This is a genomic window from Streptomyces sp. SD15 (assembly GCF_054462255.1).
This window is the reverse complement of sequence record NZ_JBTLMO010000002.1, coordinates 15,801-30,153: the sequence shown is the minus strand read 5'-3', so window position 1 is coordinate 30,153 and position 14,353 is coordinate 15,801. Positions and strand designations below refer to the sequence as shown.

Below are 14,353 nucleotides of genomic sequence, written 5' to 3'. Positions count from 1 at the left end.
CTTAGTACGTCCATCTGTCCGGACCATTGTCGCGGGCTGACCAGGACCTTTCGACCGCGGGTGGAGTGAGCCCGCGGAGCATGGCGTCCTGAGCGTTTGCTTAGGATGGGTGTTGTTTTGAGCCAAGCGATTCTCGTCCCGTACGCCCAGGAGCCCCGCCCGTGACCGCCGAAGCATCACTCGCCGCCCCCGCCCTCGGCTACGGCCGGCTGGTCCCCGTCACCGTTCACTTCGACGACCTGGACGCGCTCGGGCTGCTCCACAACGCCCGCTACCCGGTGATGGTGGAGCGCGCCTGGGCCACGCTGTGGAACGAGCACGGCTTCGGCTTCGAGGGCGACTGGGAGGCGGCCGGCGACTTCTGCAACGCCGTCAAGGAACTGCGGATCAGCTACGACGCCCCGGTCGACCGGCCCGGTGGGTACGCCGTCCATCTCTGGCTGGAGCGGCTCGGGAACACCGGACTGACGTACGGCTTCCGCTTCTGCTCGGCCGACAGCGCGGTCACGTACGCCCAGGGCACGCGGGTCCTCGTCCGGCTGGACGCCGGAACGCTGCGCCCGACGCCGTGGAGCGACCGCTTCAGGGCCGTGGGTCGGGAACTTCTGCGCTCGCGGGGCTGACCCGCGGGCGGTCGCGGTCGCCCGCGCGCAGCACACCCGCGAACGCGGCGAGTCCGCCCGCCAGGACCGTGACCAGCCCGAACGACACCACAAGGCTTGTCGCCTGGGCCAGCGCGCCGATCGCGCTCGGCGCGATCAGGCCCGAGGTGTACGTGATGGTGGCGACGCCCGCGATGGCCTGGCTGGGGTTGGGACCGCTGTGACCCGCCGCCGCGAAACAGAGCGGGACGACGACCGCGATGCCGAGACCCAGGAGGCCGAAGCCGCTCATCGCGACCGCGGGGCTGTCCGCGACGACGATGAGCAGCCCGCCGAGCACGGCCAGCACACCGCCCACCCGTACGGTGCGCACCGCGCCGAAGCGGTTCACGACGGAGTCGCCCACGAGCCGGGCCAGCGCCATGGTCAGCATGAAGCCGGTCGTCGACGCCGCCGCGAGGCCGGCCGACGTGCCCAGCTCGTCCCGCAGATAGAGGGCCGACCAGTCCAGGCTCGCGCCCTCCGCGAACACCGCACAGAACCCGACCGCGCCGATCAGCAGCGCGGACCTGGGCGGCAGCGCGAACCTCGGCGGCGGCTCCTCGTCCTCGGTCGGCTGCAGATCGAGGACCCAGCGGCAGGCGACCACTCCGAGGAGGGTGAGGCTCGTGGCCGCCAGCGCGTGGTGCAGGCGCGCGTCCGAACCCAGATGCGCGGCGAGGGTGCCCGCCGCCGAGCCGATCAGGGCGCCCGCGCTCCACATGCCGTGCAGTCCGGAAATGATCGACTTGCCGAGCCGGCGCTCGACTTCGACGCCCAGCGCGTTCATCGCGACATCCGCCATGCCCGCCGTGGCGCCGTAGGTGAACATCGCCAGGCACAGGGTGAGCAGGTTGGGCGCCAGGGACGGGAGGATCAGGGACAGAGTCCACAGGGCGATCAGGCCGCGCAGTGCGGAGCGGGACCCGAAGCGGTGGCTGATGCGTCCCGCCAGCGGCATCGAGACGGAGGCGCCGAACGCCGTGAAGGCGAGCGCGAACCCGAGCTGGCCCGCGCTCACCGAGGCGTGGTCCTGGATCCATGGGACGCGGGTCGCGAAGGACCCGGTGACCGCGCCGTGCACCGCGAACACGGCGGCCACGGCGTACCGTGCGCGCTTCAACTCGCGCATGTCGTCGACCATTTCCACCGCTTTGCCCATTTCACCCATGGTGCCGCTGCCCCTCCCTGGATGTCCTCCCTGCGCTGCCGCCGTAAACTATCAGGAAGCCTGCCTGATAAATAGACGTTTGAGAGCCGGGGGTGGCCGGGCGGCATGTGCCCCACGCGTCCGGGAGGAACCCGTGATCTGGGAGGATCCCGCCATGCCCGCATCACCGAGCACCGCCCGGGCCATCAACGACCGGCTCGCCCTGCGCCTGCTCCAGCAGGAAGGTCCCTTGACGGCAGGGCAACTGAAGCAGCTCACCGGACTGTCCCGGCCCACCGTCGCCGACCTCGTCGAACGCCTCGCGGCCGCCGGGCTGATCTCGGTCGTGGGGGAATCGGGGGAGCAGCGGCGCGGTCCGAACGCGCGGCTGTACGGCATCGTCGCCGACCGCGCGCAGCTGGCCGCTCTCGACGTCCGTACCGAGGGCGTCTCCGTCGTTGTCGCCGACCTGCTCGGCACGGAACTTGCGCGCGCGTCCGTGCCCATCACGGACGACACGGGAACCGGCTCCGCCGTCGAACAGGCGGTCGCCCTGGTGGAGCGCGCGGCGAAGGAGGCCGGGGCCGAGCGGCTGCACACCGTGGGCATCGGCGCGCCCGGCCTGATCGACCCCGCCACCGGCGAACTCCGCAACTCCTCGGGCCTGCCCGAGTGGCACCGCCGCCTCGTCGCCGCCCTCCAGGAACGGCTCCCGGCCCGCGTGATCGTCGAGAACGAGACGAACCTCGCCGCCCTCGCCGAACAGCGCGAAGGCGCCGCCCACGACCGCGACACGTTCGTCCTGCTCTGGCTCGGCCACGGCACCGGCGCGGCCGTCGTCCTCGACGGCAGGCTCCGCCGCGGTGCCTCCGGCGGCACCGGCGAGATCGGCTTCCTGCCCGTCCCCGGCACCGGCACACTGCCGTCGGCGACGGACTGCGAAGGGGGCTTCCACTCCCTGGCGGGGGCCGCCGCTGTCGCGGAACTCGCGGCGAGGTACGGGGTGGTGGCGCCGGCGTCCCCCGGTGAACCGCAGGCGGCGGCGATGGTGCGGGCGGCGGTGGCGGCCCGGGGCGAAGGTGTGACGGCCGCGGACGGTTTCCTCGACGCGCTCGCCGATCGTCTCGCCATCGGTGCCGCTTCCGTTGTGGCCGTTCTCGATCCCGGCTGTGTGGTGCTGGCCGGTGAGGTCGGGCAGGCGGGCGGGGACGTGCTCGCCGCGCGGGTCGAGCGGCGGCTGGTCCGGATGTCGCCGTTGCCCGTGGAGGTGCGGGCGAGTGGGCTGGGTGGGGGTGCGGTGTTGCGCGGTGCGCTCCTGACCGCGCGCGACGGCGCCCAGGACGAACTCTTCGCCCCTCCGCCGCGCTAGCCCCTCGACCGGTCTCTCGCCCGCGCCGCCCCTACCGTCCCCAAGCTCTCGGCTTCGCTCGAGCAGGGGGGCTCCGCCCCCAGGCCCCCAGGGGGGGGCTCGGCGAGGCTCGTCGTCACGGCTCAAGCCCGGCAGAGACCGGGGTGGAGACCCGGCGGCGGGGCAAGGGCCTCCGTCACCGCCGCCGGGTCGCTCGTGGGCGGGTTCGACTCCCGCACACCTCGGGTTGCACACCTCGGCTGCAACGACACATCGAGCGCCCGACTTTAAAAGGACTAGACCAGGGCGGTCAATGGGTATGGACCAATGAGTGGATCACTGTCAAGGATGAAAGGTCCCGGGGGAGTTGGCTTCCGGGGGTGTCGCCGCAGAAGTCCATCCGGATCGCCTGTGAGGCAACCCACAGGCATTCACTCGCATGGGTGTGGATCGGGCGTGGCACACTGATTGCTGTACCAGAAGCAGCGCACTCCGGGGTCGGTGAAAGTCCGAACCGGCGGTTACAGTCCGCGACCCGGTCGCTTCCAGCGGCCGGTTGACCAGGTGAAATTCCTGGACCGACGGTTAAAGTCCGGATGGGAGGCAGTGCGCGGCGGGCGGGCATTCGTGCGCGCTGCCGTTTGTTTCGACGCGTCCTTCGGGATGTGTCCCATACGGCTCGCTCCCGATGTCGCGGTCCGTTCATTCTGTCGTCATCGACAGGCCCCGGAGTCCGTGCCCTATGAGGCAGGAGGACCCGGGAAGTGTTCACCGGAATCGTCGAAGAGCTGGGTGAGGTCACCGCCGTCGAGAATCTCGACGACGCCTCCCGCTTCCGTCTGCGCGGCCCCGTCGTCACGCAGGGCGCACAGCACGGCGACTCCATCGCCGTGAACGGAGTCTGTCTCACGGTCGTCGAACACGAGGACGACTGGTTCACCGCCGATGTCATGGCCGAAACCCTGGACCGCTCCAGCCTCGGCGCCCTGACCGTCGGTTCCCGTGTGAACCTGGAGCGCCCCATGGCCGTGGGCGAGCGCCTCGGCGGGCACATCGTCCAGGGCCACGTCGACGGCACCGGCGCGATCATCGAGCGCAAGCCGTCGGAGAACTGGGAGATCGTGAAGGTCTCGCTTCCCGCGGACCTCTCCCGCTACGTGGTCGAGAAGGGTTCCATCACCGTCGACGGCATCAGCCTCACCGTCGTCGACGCGGGCCCCGATTACTTCACCGTCAGCCTCATCCCGACCACCCTCGACCTGACCACGCTCGGCCGCAAGCAGCCCGGCGACCCGGTCAACCTCGAGGTCGACGTCATCGCCAAGTACGTCGAGCGGCTGCTCGGCGCGCGTGGCGAGCAGCCGGTCGCGCTGCCGGACACCCAGGGGAGCGCGCAGTGAACTGGCTCAACTCCGAGGCGTTCACGCTCTTCGGACAGCACATCAAGTGGTCCGACATGATCGGCAACACGTTCGGTCTGATCGCCCTCGCGCTCGGCTGGCGGCGCTCCCTATGGAGCTGGCCCGTGCAACTCCTGTCCGGCGTCATCCTCTTCGCGGCCTTCGCCAACAGTCACCTCTCCGGCAGCGCCGGCAAGCAAGTCGTGGTCATCGTCGTCGCCCTGTGGGGCTGGTGGCAGTGGAACCTCGGCAAGGGTGAGGGCCAGGACGGCTCCATCGCCGTACGGTTCGCCACCTGGCGCGAACGCGCTTACCTGGTGGGCGCCGCCGCGCTCGGCACCCTCGTGGTGGGTGGTCTGTTCAAGGCGTTCCCGACCCTCTCCTGGGACCCCTGGCCGGACGCCTACATCTTCGTCGGCACGATCGTCGCCATGTACGCGCAGGCACGCGGCATGGTCGAGTTCTGGTTCGCCTGGCTGCTGGTCGACGTCGTGGGCGTCCCGCTCAACTTCGCCAACGGCTACGCCTTCTCCGGTTTCGTCTACGTCGTCTACGGCGCGCTCGTCCTGTGGGGCATGCGCGACTGGTGGCTGCGCTCCCGCAAGGCCGGGCAGCCCGCCCTGGAAGGAGCCCTGGTATGACCACCACCCCCGTCTGGTACAGCACCGACAACATCGAGGACTTCGCGCTCGACCCGGTCGAGAAGGCCATCGCCGACATCGCGGCAGGCCGCCCGATCGTGGTCGTCGACGACGAGGACCGGGAGAACGAGGGCGACCTCGTCATCGCCGCGGAGAAGGCGACCCCCGAGATCATCGCCTTCATGATGAGCGAGTGCCGTGGGCTGATCTGCGCGCCCATGGAGGGCGACGAACTGGACCGGCTCCGGCTCCCGCAGATGGTCGACGACAACACCGAGTCGATGAAAACCGCGTTCACGGTGTCGGTGGACGCATCCGCGGCTCACGGTGTGAGCACCGGCATCTCGGCATCCGACCGTGCCACCACGCTTCGGCTCCTCGCGGACGGCAGTGCCCAGGCGGACGACTTCGTCCGCCCCGGCCACATCTTCCCGCTGCGCGCCAAGTCAGGCGGCGTCCTCGCCCGCAACGGCCACACCGAGGCCGCCGTCGACCTCGCCCGCCTCGCCGGACTGCGCCCCGCGGGCGCGATCGTCGAGATCGCCGGTGAGGACGGCCGGATGCTACGGCTGCCCGAGCTGATCCCGTTCGCCCGCAAGCACGGCCTGACGATCATCTCCATCGAGGACCTGATCGCCTACCGCCGTACCGCCGAGCCCACCGTCCGCCGCGAGGCCAAGACCCAACTGCCCACCGGTTTCGGTGAGTTCACGGCGTACGGCTATCGCTCCACTGTCGACGGGGTCGAGCACATCGCCCTCGTCCACGGGGAGATCGGCGACGGCGAGGACATCGTCGTGCGCGTCCACTCCGAATGCCTGACCGGCGACATCTTCCACTCCCTGCGGTGCGACTGCGGTCCCCAGCTCCAGACATCCATGGAGCGCATCCAGACCGAGGGCCGGGGCATCGTGGTCTACCTGCGCGGGCACGAAGGGCGCGGCATCGGTCTGATGTCCAAGCTGCGCGCGTACGAGCTCCAGGAGCGCGGCCGGGACACCCTCGACGCCAACCTCGAGCTCGGTCTGCCCGCCGACGCCCGGGACTACGGCGCGAGCGCCCAGATCCTCAAGGACCTCGGTGTCCACAGCCTGCGCCTGATGACCAACAATCCCGACAAGACCGACGCGCTCGTCCGGCACGGCCTCAAGGTCAGCGGCCGGGAGCCGATGCCCGTACAGGCGGGCGAGCACAACCTCCGCTACCTGCGCACCAAGCGGGACCGGATGGGGCACGACCTGCCCTGGCTGGACACGACCACCGTGTCGGCCTGCGGCAACCAGTAACAGAGAACTGAGGAGAGACGTGAGCGGCAAGGGTGCACCCGAACTGTCCGTACGCAACTGCGGCGACCTGCGCGTCGCGGTCATCGCGGCACAGTGGCACGAAAAGGTGATGGACGGTCTCGTCGACGGCGCGCTGCGCGCCCTGCACGAGCTGGGAATCGACGAACCGACCCTGCTCAGGGTCCCGGGCAGCTTCGAGCTGCCGGTCGTCGCCAAGGTCCTCGCGGGGCGCGGTTACGACGCGATCGTCGCGCTCGGCGTCGTCATCCGCGGCGGCACCCCCCATTTCGAGTACGTGTGCCAGGGCGTCACCCAGGGCCTCACCCAGGTCTCCATCGACACCGGAGTCCCCATCGGGTTCGGCGTGCTGACCTGCGACACCGAGGAGCAGGCGCTCGACCGCGCGGGCATCGAGGGTTCCAACGAGGACAAGGGGCACGAGGCGGTGACGGCTGCCGTGGCGACGGCGGCCACCCTCCGCTCAGTATCTGAACCGTGGCGTTAGGTCGGCCGGCACAACGCGTAAAGTGGGCGCCACCATGTCCAAGAAGACGTTCGAGGAGCTCTTCACCGAGCTCCAGCAGAAGGCCGCCAACGGCGATCCCGCCACCTCACGCACCGCCGAGCTCGTCGGCAAGGGCGTCCATGCCATCGGCAAGAAGGTCGTCGAAGAGGCCGCCGAGGTCTGGATGGCCGCCGAGTACGAGGGCAAGGAAGCCGCCGCCGAGGAGATCTCGCAGCTCCTGTACCACGTCCAGGTGATGATGGTGGCGCGCGGGATCTCCCTCGACGACGTGTACGCCCACCTCTGAGCCGTAACCGCAACGCCCACACCGTACGAACGAACAACCGTACGCACGAACAAAGGAAGCCGACCTCATGCTGCGCATCGCCGTCCCCAACAAGGGTTCCCTGTCAGGCCCTGCGGCGGAGATGCTGCATGAGGCCGGCTACCAGCAGCGCCGGGAGGCCAAGGAGCTCAGGATCGTCGACCCGGAGAACGAGGTCGAGTTCTTCTACCTCCGCCCCCGCGACATCGCGATCTACGTCTCCTCGGGCCGCCTCGACATCGGCGTCACCGGCCGCGACCTGCTCATCGATTCCGGGGCCAAGGCGGAGGAGATCCTGCCGCTCGGTTTCGCCCGCTCCACCTTCCGTTTCGCCGGCAAGCCCGGCACCGCGAAGGGCATCGAGGACCTCGCCGGGATGACCGTCGCCACCTCGTACGAGGGCATTGTCGCGGGGCACCTCGCCGACCGCGGCATCGATGCCTCCGTCGTGCACCTCGACGGCGCCGTCGAGACCGCCATTGAGCTGGGCGTCGCCGAGGTCATCGCCGACGTCGTCGAGACCGGCACCTCGCTGCGCAACGCGGGCCTGGAGGTCTTCGGCGACCCGATCATGAAGTCCGAGGCCGTCGTCATCCGCCGTGTCGGAGCCGACACCTCCGAGGACGCCGAGCCCAAGGTGCAGCAGTTCCTGCGCCGCCTCCAGGGCGTCCTGGTCGCACGGACGTACGTGATGATGGACTACGACTGCCGCGCCGAGCACCTGGAGAAGGCCGTCGCCCTCACCCCGGGCCTGGAGTCGCCGACCATCTCGCCGCTGCACAACGAGGGCTGGGTCGCCGTCCGCGCCATGGTTCCCGCCAAGGAGGCCCAGCGGATCATGGACGACCTGTACGCACTCGGCGCACGGGCCATCCTGACCACGGCCATCCACGCCTGCCGCCTCTGAGGATTCTCCGAGCCATGTCCGACCTTCCCGAACTTCCCGTCACTTTTCGGCCGGGCCGCACCCGGGCCGTCCTGCTCACCGCGGGCGCCGCGATCTTCGTGGTCATCACGGTGGTCGCGATGCTTCTGGAGCAACTCAGCCCGGGGGAGCGCCTCAGCTTCGTCTTCACCGCGGCGCTGCTCTTCGGCGTGCTCCTCATGCTCTCCCGGCCCAAGGTCGTCGCCGACGAGAACGGCGTCACCGTCGTCAACATCACCAGCAGGCGCCATCTGGACTGGGCGGAGATCCTCCAGGTCAACCTGCGCCCCGGCGACCCCTGGGTGTTCCTCAACCTCAGCGACGGCACCAGCCTGCCCGCCCTCGGCATCCAGCCGGGCATCGCCAAACAGCGCGCCATCGACGACGCCCGCACCCTGCGCGCGCTCGCCGAAGCCCGCTCCATCCGTGACCCCGAGCAACATCACGGCTGACTCGCGGCCTTCCAACCTGCCGCACTGGCCCATGTCTTGATTAATCTGTTGGCGGAGGCGTTTCTTTGCGCCTCCGCCACTGATGTGCCACCCGGCATTCAGAGGCCCCCTGCTACCCGAGGAGTGACTCCCTCCAGCGATGGACGGATCGTCCTGTAGTACCTGCGCCGCCCCCTCCCGACATATCGAGGCGGCGGCATGACCATCCCCCTGCTGCTCCTTGGGGCGGCGTTCCTGCTGATTCTCGCCAACGGCTTCTTCGTGGCGGCGGAGTTCGGCCTTGTCACGGTCGAGCGGCCCGACGCCGAGAAGGCCGCGGCCGACGGCGACCGACGGGCCGGTACGGTCGTCGAATCGCTCAAGGAGCTGTCCTTCCAGCTCTCCGGCACCCAGCTCGGCATCACCATCACCTCGCTCGTCGTCGGCATGCTCGCCGAACCGGCGCTCGCCGAACTGCTGCACGGACCCTTCACCGCGACCGGACTGCCCGAGGGCGCCGTGTCCGGCGTCGCCGTGGTGGTCGGCATGCTGCTCGCCGCGGCCGTGCAGATGGTCGTCGGCGAACTCGTGCCCAAGAACTGGGCGGTGTCCAAGCCGCTGCAGGTCGCCCGCTTCGTCGCCGGCCCGCAGCATGTCTTCTCCAGCCTGTTCCGCCCGGTGATCGCCGCGCTCAACACGGTCGCCAACCGGCTCGTCCGCGCCCTCGGCGTCGAGCCCACCGAGGAGCTGGCCTCCGCCCGCACCCCCGGCGAACTCGTCTCCCTGGCCCGGCACTCGGCACAGGCCGGAACCCTGGAGCAGGACACCGCGGATCTCTTCGTACGGACCATCTCCCTGGCCGACCTGACCGCGCAGCACGTCATGACCCCGCGCGTGAAGGTCAGCGCGCTCCAGTCGTCGGCGACGGCCGAGGACGTCGTCAACCTCACCCGCGCCACCGGCCTGTCCCGCTTCCCCGTCTACCGGGAGCGGATCGACGAAATCGTCGGCATGGTGCACCTCAAGGACGCCCTCGCGATCCCTTCGCACGACCGGCTGCGCACCCCCGTCGGCCGGATCGCGCAGGCGCCGCTGCTCGTCCCGGAGACGCTGCCCGTGCAGCCCCTCCTGGAGCAGCTGCGCAACCAGCAGCCCATCGCCGTGGTTGTCGACGAGTACGGTGGCACGGCCGGTGTCGTCACCCTGGAGGACATCGTCGAGGAACTCGTCGGCGAGGTCCGCGACGAGCACGACGGTCAGGACCTGCCGGAACTCGCCGCCGCGCCGAGCGAGGACGGGCGACCCGCGTGGGACGCCGACGGCAGCTGCCGGGTGGATGTCCTGCAGCGCATAGGCCTCGACGTGCCCGAGGGGCCGTACGAGACCGTGGCGGGCCTCGTCGCCGATCTGCTCGGGCGGATCCCGGCCCCCGGCGACAAGGCCGAACTCCCGGGCTGGCGGCTTTCGGTGCGCCAGGTCGGGCACTACCGCGCCGAACGGGTACGTCTCGTGCGGACCGCGCCGGTCGCGGAGGCCGTCCGATGAGCGTGCTTCAACTCCTGTTCGCCGTCCTGCTGGTGCTCGCCAACGGCTTCTTCGTCGGCGCCGAGTTCGCGCTCGTCTCCGTGCGGCGCAGCCAGATCGAACCACTGGAGTCCGCGCGGGCCCGGCAGGTCCTGTATGGCCTGGAGCGGCTGCCGCAGATGATGGCCGCGGCCCAGTTCGGCATCACCATCTGCTCGCTGACGCTCGGCGCGGTCGCGGAGCCGACCGTCGCCCAGCTGCTCGAGCCCGTCTTCGAAGCGGTCCATCTGCCGCACGGGGTGATCCACCCCCTCGGGTACGTCATCGCGCTCGCGGCCGTCGTCTTCTTCCACCTCGTCATCGGCGAGATGGTGCCGAAGAACCTCGCGATGGCCGCGCCGGAGAAGACGGCACTGTGGCTGAGCCCCGGTCTGGTCGCCTTCGCGCGCCTGTGCCGGCCGGTCACGGTGGCGCTGGGCGCGTGCGCGCGGCTGATCCTGAAGCTGTTTCGCGTGGAGCCCAAGGACGAGGTCGAGGCGGTCTTCACCAGCGAGCAGCTCAACCGTCTGGTCGAGGACTCGGGCCAGGCGGGCCTGCTGGACCCCAAGGAGCAGGAACGGTTGGAGGACGCCCTCGAACTGGGCTCCCGCCCGGTCACGGACGTCCTCCTGGACCGCGACTCGCTGGTGACCGTCGGCCTCTCCGTCACGCCGGGCCAGGTCGTCGCGCTCACCGCCCGCACCGGGTACTCCCGGTTCCCCGTGGTCGCGGAGAACGGCGCGTTCATGGGATACCTGCACGTGAAGGACGTACTCGATCTGGAGGAGTCCGAGCGGGCGGTGCCCCAGCACATCTGGCGCCCCATGACGACCCTGCGCTGCGAACTTCCGCTGGACGACGCCCTGACGGTGATGCGCCGTGCCGCGACGCATCTCGCCCAGGTCGCCGACGCGTCGGGCCGGGTGCTGGGCCTGGTGGCGCTGGAGGACGTACTGGAACTGCTCGTCGGTGAGGTGCGGGACCCGGCACACCGGGACGCGGCACCGGCGCGGGTCACGGAGGCCCGCCCCAGCGAAACACCGGAACAGGCGCTGGCGAGCTGACAGCGAAACCCCGGGTCCCCTCGGCTGCCGTACGGCCGAGGGGACCCGGGTTTTTGTCATGATGTGTCACATTGCTGACGGATCCTGCGGTCCCCGCCCCGACAGCACCTCGCCGTACGCCTGCATCAGGTCAGGCAGCCGCAGGGTCGACAGGTCGTCGCGGGACGGTGTGCTCGGGTAGCCGGAGAGCCGCAGATCGCGGTACGCGCAGCTCTTCTCGTAGAGGGTGCGCAGGAAGCGGCCGTTGCCGAGTTCGTCGATCCAGCCCTGGTCGACGACGTGGCCGTTGATGGAGCGGAGTTCGTCGAGGGCCTCCTCGTCCCAGATGTCGCCGTTCTCGGCGGCCAACACCTCGCCGATGGAGGTGAGTTCGAGGGGGCGGTAGGAGGGGAAGTCGACGCGGGTGGTGAAGCGGGAGGAGAGACCGGGGTTGGCGGCCAGCAGACGGTCCATGCCCTCCGGGTAGCCGGCCAGGATCACGACCAGGTGGTCGCGGTTGTCCTCGGCCCGCTTCAGCAGGACTTGCAGGGCCTCGTCGCCGTACGCGTCGCCCTTGCCGTAACCGGAGTTGGACAACGAATAGGCCTCGTCCACGAAGAGGACTCCGCCGATCGCGGAGTCGATCAGTTCGTTGGCCTTCACGGCGGTCTGGCCGAGGTATTCGCCCACCAGGTCCGCCCGTTGGGCTTCCACCAGATGGTCGCCGCCGAGCAGCCCGAGCGCGTAGAAGACCCGGCCGAGAATGCGGGCCACCGTGGTCTTGCCGGTGCCCGAGGGGCCGGAGAAGACGAAGTGCCGCTTCGGCGGCTGGACCGGCAGGCCCTGCCCGGCCCGCAGCCGCGCCATGTTCAACTGCGCCGACAACGCCTTCACTTGGCGCTTGACGGGCTCCAGACCCACCATGCGTTCCAGCTCGGCGAGCGCCTCTTCCAGTAATGCCGGGTCGGTCGGCCCGGCGGGCAGCGGCTGCACCGGCACCACGGCCTTCTCGCGCACCATGTCGGTCTCGGGAGGCAGCGCACCCGGCGGCAGCGGATCGGGCTCCGACAGCTTGAGGTCGCGGCCCTCGGCGCCGAACAGCGGATCGATGCCGTCCGGGCCCTCCATCACGTCCTGCCCGACCCCGGCGAGCGTGATCGCCGCCAGGTCGGCGGCGGCATCGTCGTACCCGTCGCCCTCGGAGATCGCCGCGAGCCGCGCCGAGGTGTCCATGAAGGCCGGGTCGACCCGGTGCACAGCCCGGTACAGGGGCAGCGCGGCTGCCGACCGTCCGGTGCCCTCGTGCGCCCGCGCCAGCCAGTACCGCAGCTCCTTGCGCTGCGGCTGCTCACTGCGGCAGCGCATCAGCGCGGACGACAGCAGCGGTTCCGCCTGCCCGAACATCTCCAGCCTGACCCGGGCCATGCCGCCGAAGAGGCCGGCCTCTATGCCCAGCATCGGATCGTCGATCAGCGGATCCGTGTGCCGGACCAACTGGTCCCAGTCCTTGACCAGATAGGCGCGGCAGGCGTGCAGGAACCGCACCTGCGCGTCGGCATCGACCGGCGGCAGACCCGCCAACGCCCGGTCCAGCTCGGGGACATGGCGTCCGTCCAGCCAGTGCGAGGCGTGCGCGAGCAGCAGATCGCGCGGGCTCTCCAACACCGGTTGCACCCACCAGCCCAACCAGTACCAGGAGTTGAGCCTGCGCCGATGGCGCGAGCGCTGCTCCCCGAAGCGGTCCCGGTGCCGGAACATCCGCAGCAGCGCGGTCGTCGTTTCCACGCGTAGCGCGTGCAGTCCGAGCCAGCCGTCCGCCATGCCCGGGTCCATCCGGACCGCGGCCCGGAACTCCTCCTCCGCCTGCGGGTAGGCGCCCATCGTGTAGGCGTCCACACCTCGCAACCAGGCGAGGTCGGCCGGGGCCTCGGGGCCCTGCGTGCCGAAGTCCATCACGTCCCCCACAAACCGTGCCCCCGATGGTCGGGGGTGTCTTGTGGATCAAGACGCCCCCTTGCCGCCGGGCGGTGCCCGTCGGCAGCCTTGGCCGAACCACTGTGCCGCGGACGGGAGTTGCATCGGTGCACTGAGCAGCCGTCCGAAGGTCGCACCGAGAGGCATCGTACCTGCGGTGCCTACGCGGGCCGAAGGGTGCCGCACGCCCCGTTCCACGAGGTGGGAGCAGATGGGGCGCACAGCACACGGTGACCGAGCGTGAGCGAACCGCGGCGCGCGGCGCCCGGAAAGAGAGGGTGTGGGCAGAACGAAGCCCCCGATCACGGGGGAACAACCGGGGGCTTCGCGTCTGAGGGCGGCTTCGAAAGGCCGCACATTCAGAACGTAAGACCTGTACGGCCCCCCGGTCAAGCCGAGTTGAAGCACTGACGCAACTTCTCCCGCAAGGGTCTTCACGAGTTCAGCACATTGCGGATGGGTCGTCACCGTGAGTGATGGGCTGGTCTGGTCCAGAGGTTTCAGCCGGCTTCGAAAGCACCTCGTACCCCTCAGAACTCTGTCGCACCAGAAGATCGGCGAAGGGTCTCGAGGGATCCTGGAGGAAGTGCCGACGCTCCGCGGAGACCCACCCGGCCCAGAACTCGCCCAGCGCCTCGCCGTCCCGCCGCCGCCCGCGCGTCCAGGCCTCGTCGTGCGGCAACTCCATCCACAGCAGCCGCGCGAGATACGGGCGCAGCGCGCGCCGGCCCGCGCCGACGCCCTCGAGCAGGATGACCGGCGCGGGCGGCAGTTCGCGGAGGGGCCCGAAGCCGCGGGCGGTCCAGTCGTACGGGGCATAGCGCGCGGCCTCGCCGCGGCGCAGCGGCTCGACCACCTGGTCCAGCAGCCGCCCCGTCCAGGCGAAGAGCTCCCCATGCGTCGCGATGTCGTCGAGGTGCAGCACGGGCGCGCCGCCCAGTGCCGCGGCCAGCCGTCCGGCGAAGGTCGACTTTCCGGAGCCCGCGTGTCCGTCGACGCCGATCAGGCGGACGGGGCCGCAGGAGGGCGGCAACCGGCGCAGGCGGGAGGCGAGGTCGTGCAGCACGATTTCGGAGGGGTGGTGAGGTGAGGGCACGTGTCCAGGAAACACCCTTGTCGCG

Annotated in this window: 14 protein-coding genes and 1 riboswitch; of the genes, 11 read left to right on the top strand and 3 right to left on the bottom strand. The window is 70.2% G+C overall.

Annotated features, from left to right (window positions below):
- Window positions 1–161 precede the first annotated feature (161 nt).
- Entirely contained in the window at window positions 162–623 is a 462-nt protein-coding gene (locus tag ACX28W_RS02055) for an acyl-CoA thioesterase (protein WP_458997018.1), read from the top strand.
- On the opposite strand, the gene ACX28W_RS02050 is transcribed toward ACX28W_RS02055, so the two are convergent.
- Complete coding sequence (locus ACX28W_RS02050) at window positions 583–1,803, bottom strand: MFS transporter (RefSeq protein WP_458997017.1); 1,221 nt, start codon at window positions 1,801–1,803, stop codon at window positions 583–585. The genes ACX28W_RS02055 and ACX28W_RS02050 overlap by 41 nt on opposite strands.
- 163 nt (window positions 1,804–1,966) lie before the next feature.
- On the opposite strand from ACX28W_RS02050, the gene ACX28W_RS02045 reads away from it, so the two are divergent.
- From ACX28W_RS02045 to ACX28W_RS02000, 10 genes are all read left to right on the top strand, one after another.
- Window positions 1,967–3,160, top strand: a complete 1,194-nt coding sequence (locus ACX28W_RS02045) for an ROK family transcriptional regulator (protein WP_458997016.1) — start codon at window positions 1,967–1,969, stop codon at window positions 3,158–3,160.
- 462 nt (window positions 3,161–3,622) lie between these two features.
- Window positions 3,623–3,753, top strand: a riboswitch (FMN riboswitch).
- A 150-nt stretch (window positions 3,754–3,903) separates the two neighbouring features.
- A complete protein-coding gene (locus ACX28W_RS02040; protein WP_458997015.1) occupies window positions 3,904–4,539 on the top strand; it encodes a riboflavin synthase in 636 nt (211 codons plus the stop codon).
- Window positions 4,536–5,180 (top strand): nicotinamide mononucleotide transporter family protein, encoded by a 645-nt coding sequence (locus ACX28W_RS02035; protein ID WP_458997014.1) that lies wholly within the window; start codon window positions 4,536–4,538, stop codon window positions 5,178–5,180. The genes ACX28W_RS02040 and ACX28W_RS02035 overlap by 4 nt, the downstream gene beginning before the upstream one ends.
- On the top strand, window positions 5,177–6,466 hold the full coding sequence (locus ACX28W_RS02030; protein WP_458997013.1) for a bifunctional 3,4-dihydroxy-2-butanone-4-phosphate synthase/GTP cyclohydrolase II: 1,290 nt from the start codon (window positions 5,177–5,179) through the stop codon (window positions 6,464–6,466). The genes ACX28W_RS02035 and ACX28W_RS02030 overlap by 4 nt, the downstream gene beginning before the upstream one ends.
- A 19-nt stretch (window positions 6,467–6,485) precedes the next feature.
- The gene (gene ribH, locus ACX28W_RS02025) at window positions 6,486–6,971 is read left to right on the top strand and encodes a 6,7-dimethyl-8-ribityllumazine synthase (protein WP_266467742.1); all 486 of its coding nucleotides are present in this window, start codon (window positions 6,486–6,488) and stop codon (window positions 6,969–6,971) included.
- Between the two features lie 34 nt (window positions 6,972–7,005).
- Window positions 7,006–7,278, top strand: coding sequence for a phosphoribosyl-ATP diphosphatase (locus tag ACX28W_RS02020; RefSeq protein WP_020128904.1), 273 nt, complete (start codon window positions 7,006–7,008; stop codon window positions 7,276–7,278).
- A gap of 67 nt (window positions 7,279–7,345) precedes the next feature.
- Window positions 7,346–8,203: an ATP phosphoribosyltransferase gene (gene hisG, locus ACX28W_RS02015; RefSeq protein ID WP_458997012.1), complete on the top strand. Its 858-nt coding sequence runs from the start codon at window positions 7,346–7,348 to the stop codon at window positions 8,201–8,203.
- Window positions 8,204–8,217: 14 nt separating this feature from the next.
- Entirely contained in the window at window positions 8,218–8,673 is a 456-nt protein-coding gene (locus ACX28W_RS02010; protein WP_458997011.1) for a PH domain-containing protein, read from the top strand.
- Window positions 8,674–8,871: 198 nt separating this feature from the next.
- Complete coding sequence (locus ACX28W_RS02005; protein ID WP_458997010.1) at window positions 8,872–10,197, top strand: hemolysin family protein; 1,326 nt, start codon at window positions 8,872–8,874, stop codon at window positions 10,195–10,197.
- Window positions 10,194–11,279 (top strand): hemolysin family protein, encoded by a 1,086-nt coding sequence (locus tag ACX28W_RS02000; protein ID WP_458997009.1) that lies wholly within the window; start codon window positions 10,194–10,196, stop codon window positions 11,277–11,279. Before ACX28W_RS02005 ends, ACX28W_RS02000 begins: the two co-directional genes overlap by 4 nt.
- A 66-nt stretch (window positions 11,280–11,345) precedes the next feature.
- Here the strand turns inward: ACX28W_RS02000 and ACX28W_RS01995 are convergent, their stop codons facing one another.
- Both ACX28W_RS01995 and ACX28W_RS01990 read right to left on the bottom strand, forming a co-directional pair.
- Window positions 11,346–13,211 (bottom strand): AAA family ATPase, encoded by a 1,866-nt coding sequence (locus ACX28W_RS01995; protein WP_458997008.1) that lies wholly within the window; start codon window positions 13,209–13,211, stop codon window positions 11,346–11,348.
- Between the two features lie 463 nt (window positions 13,212–13,674).
- The gene (locus tag ACX28W_RS01990; RefSeq protein WP_458997007.1) at window positions 13,675–14,328 is read right to left on the bottom strand and encodes a uridine kinase family protein; all 654 of its coding nucleotides are present in this window, start codon (window positions 14,326–14,328) and stop codon (window positions 13,675–13,677) included.
- Window positions 14,329–14,353: the final 25 nt, after the last annotated feature.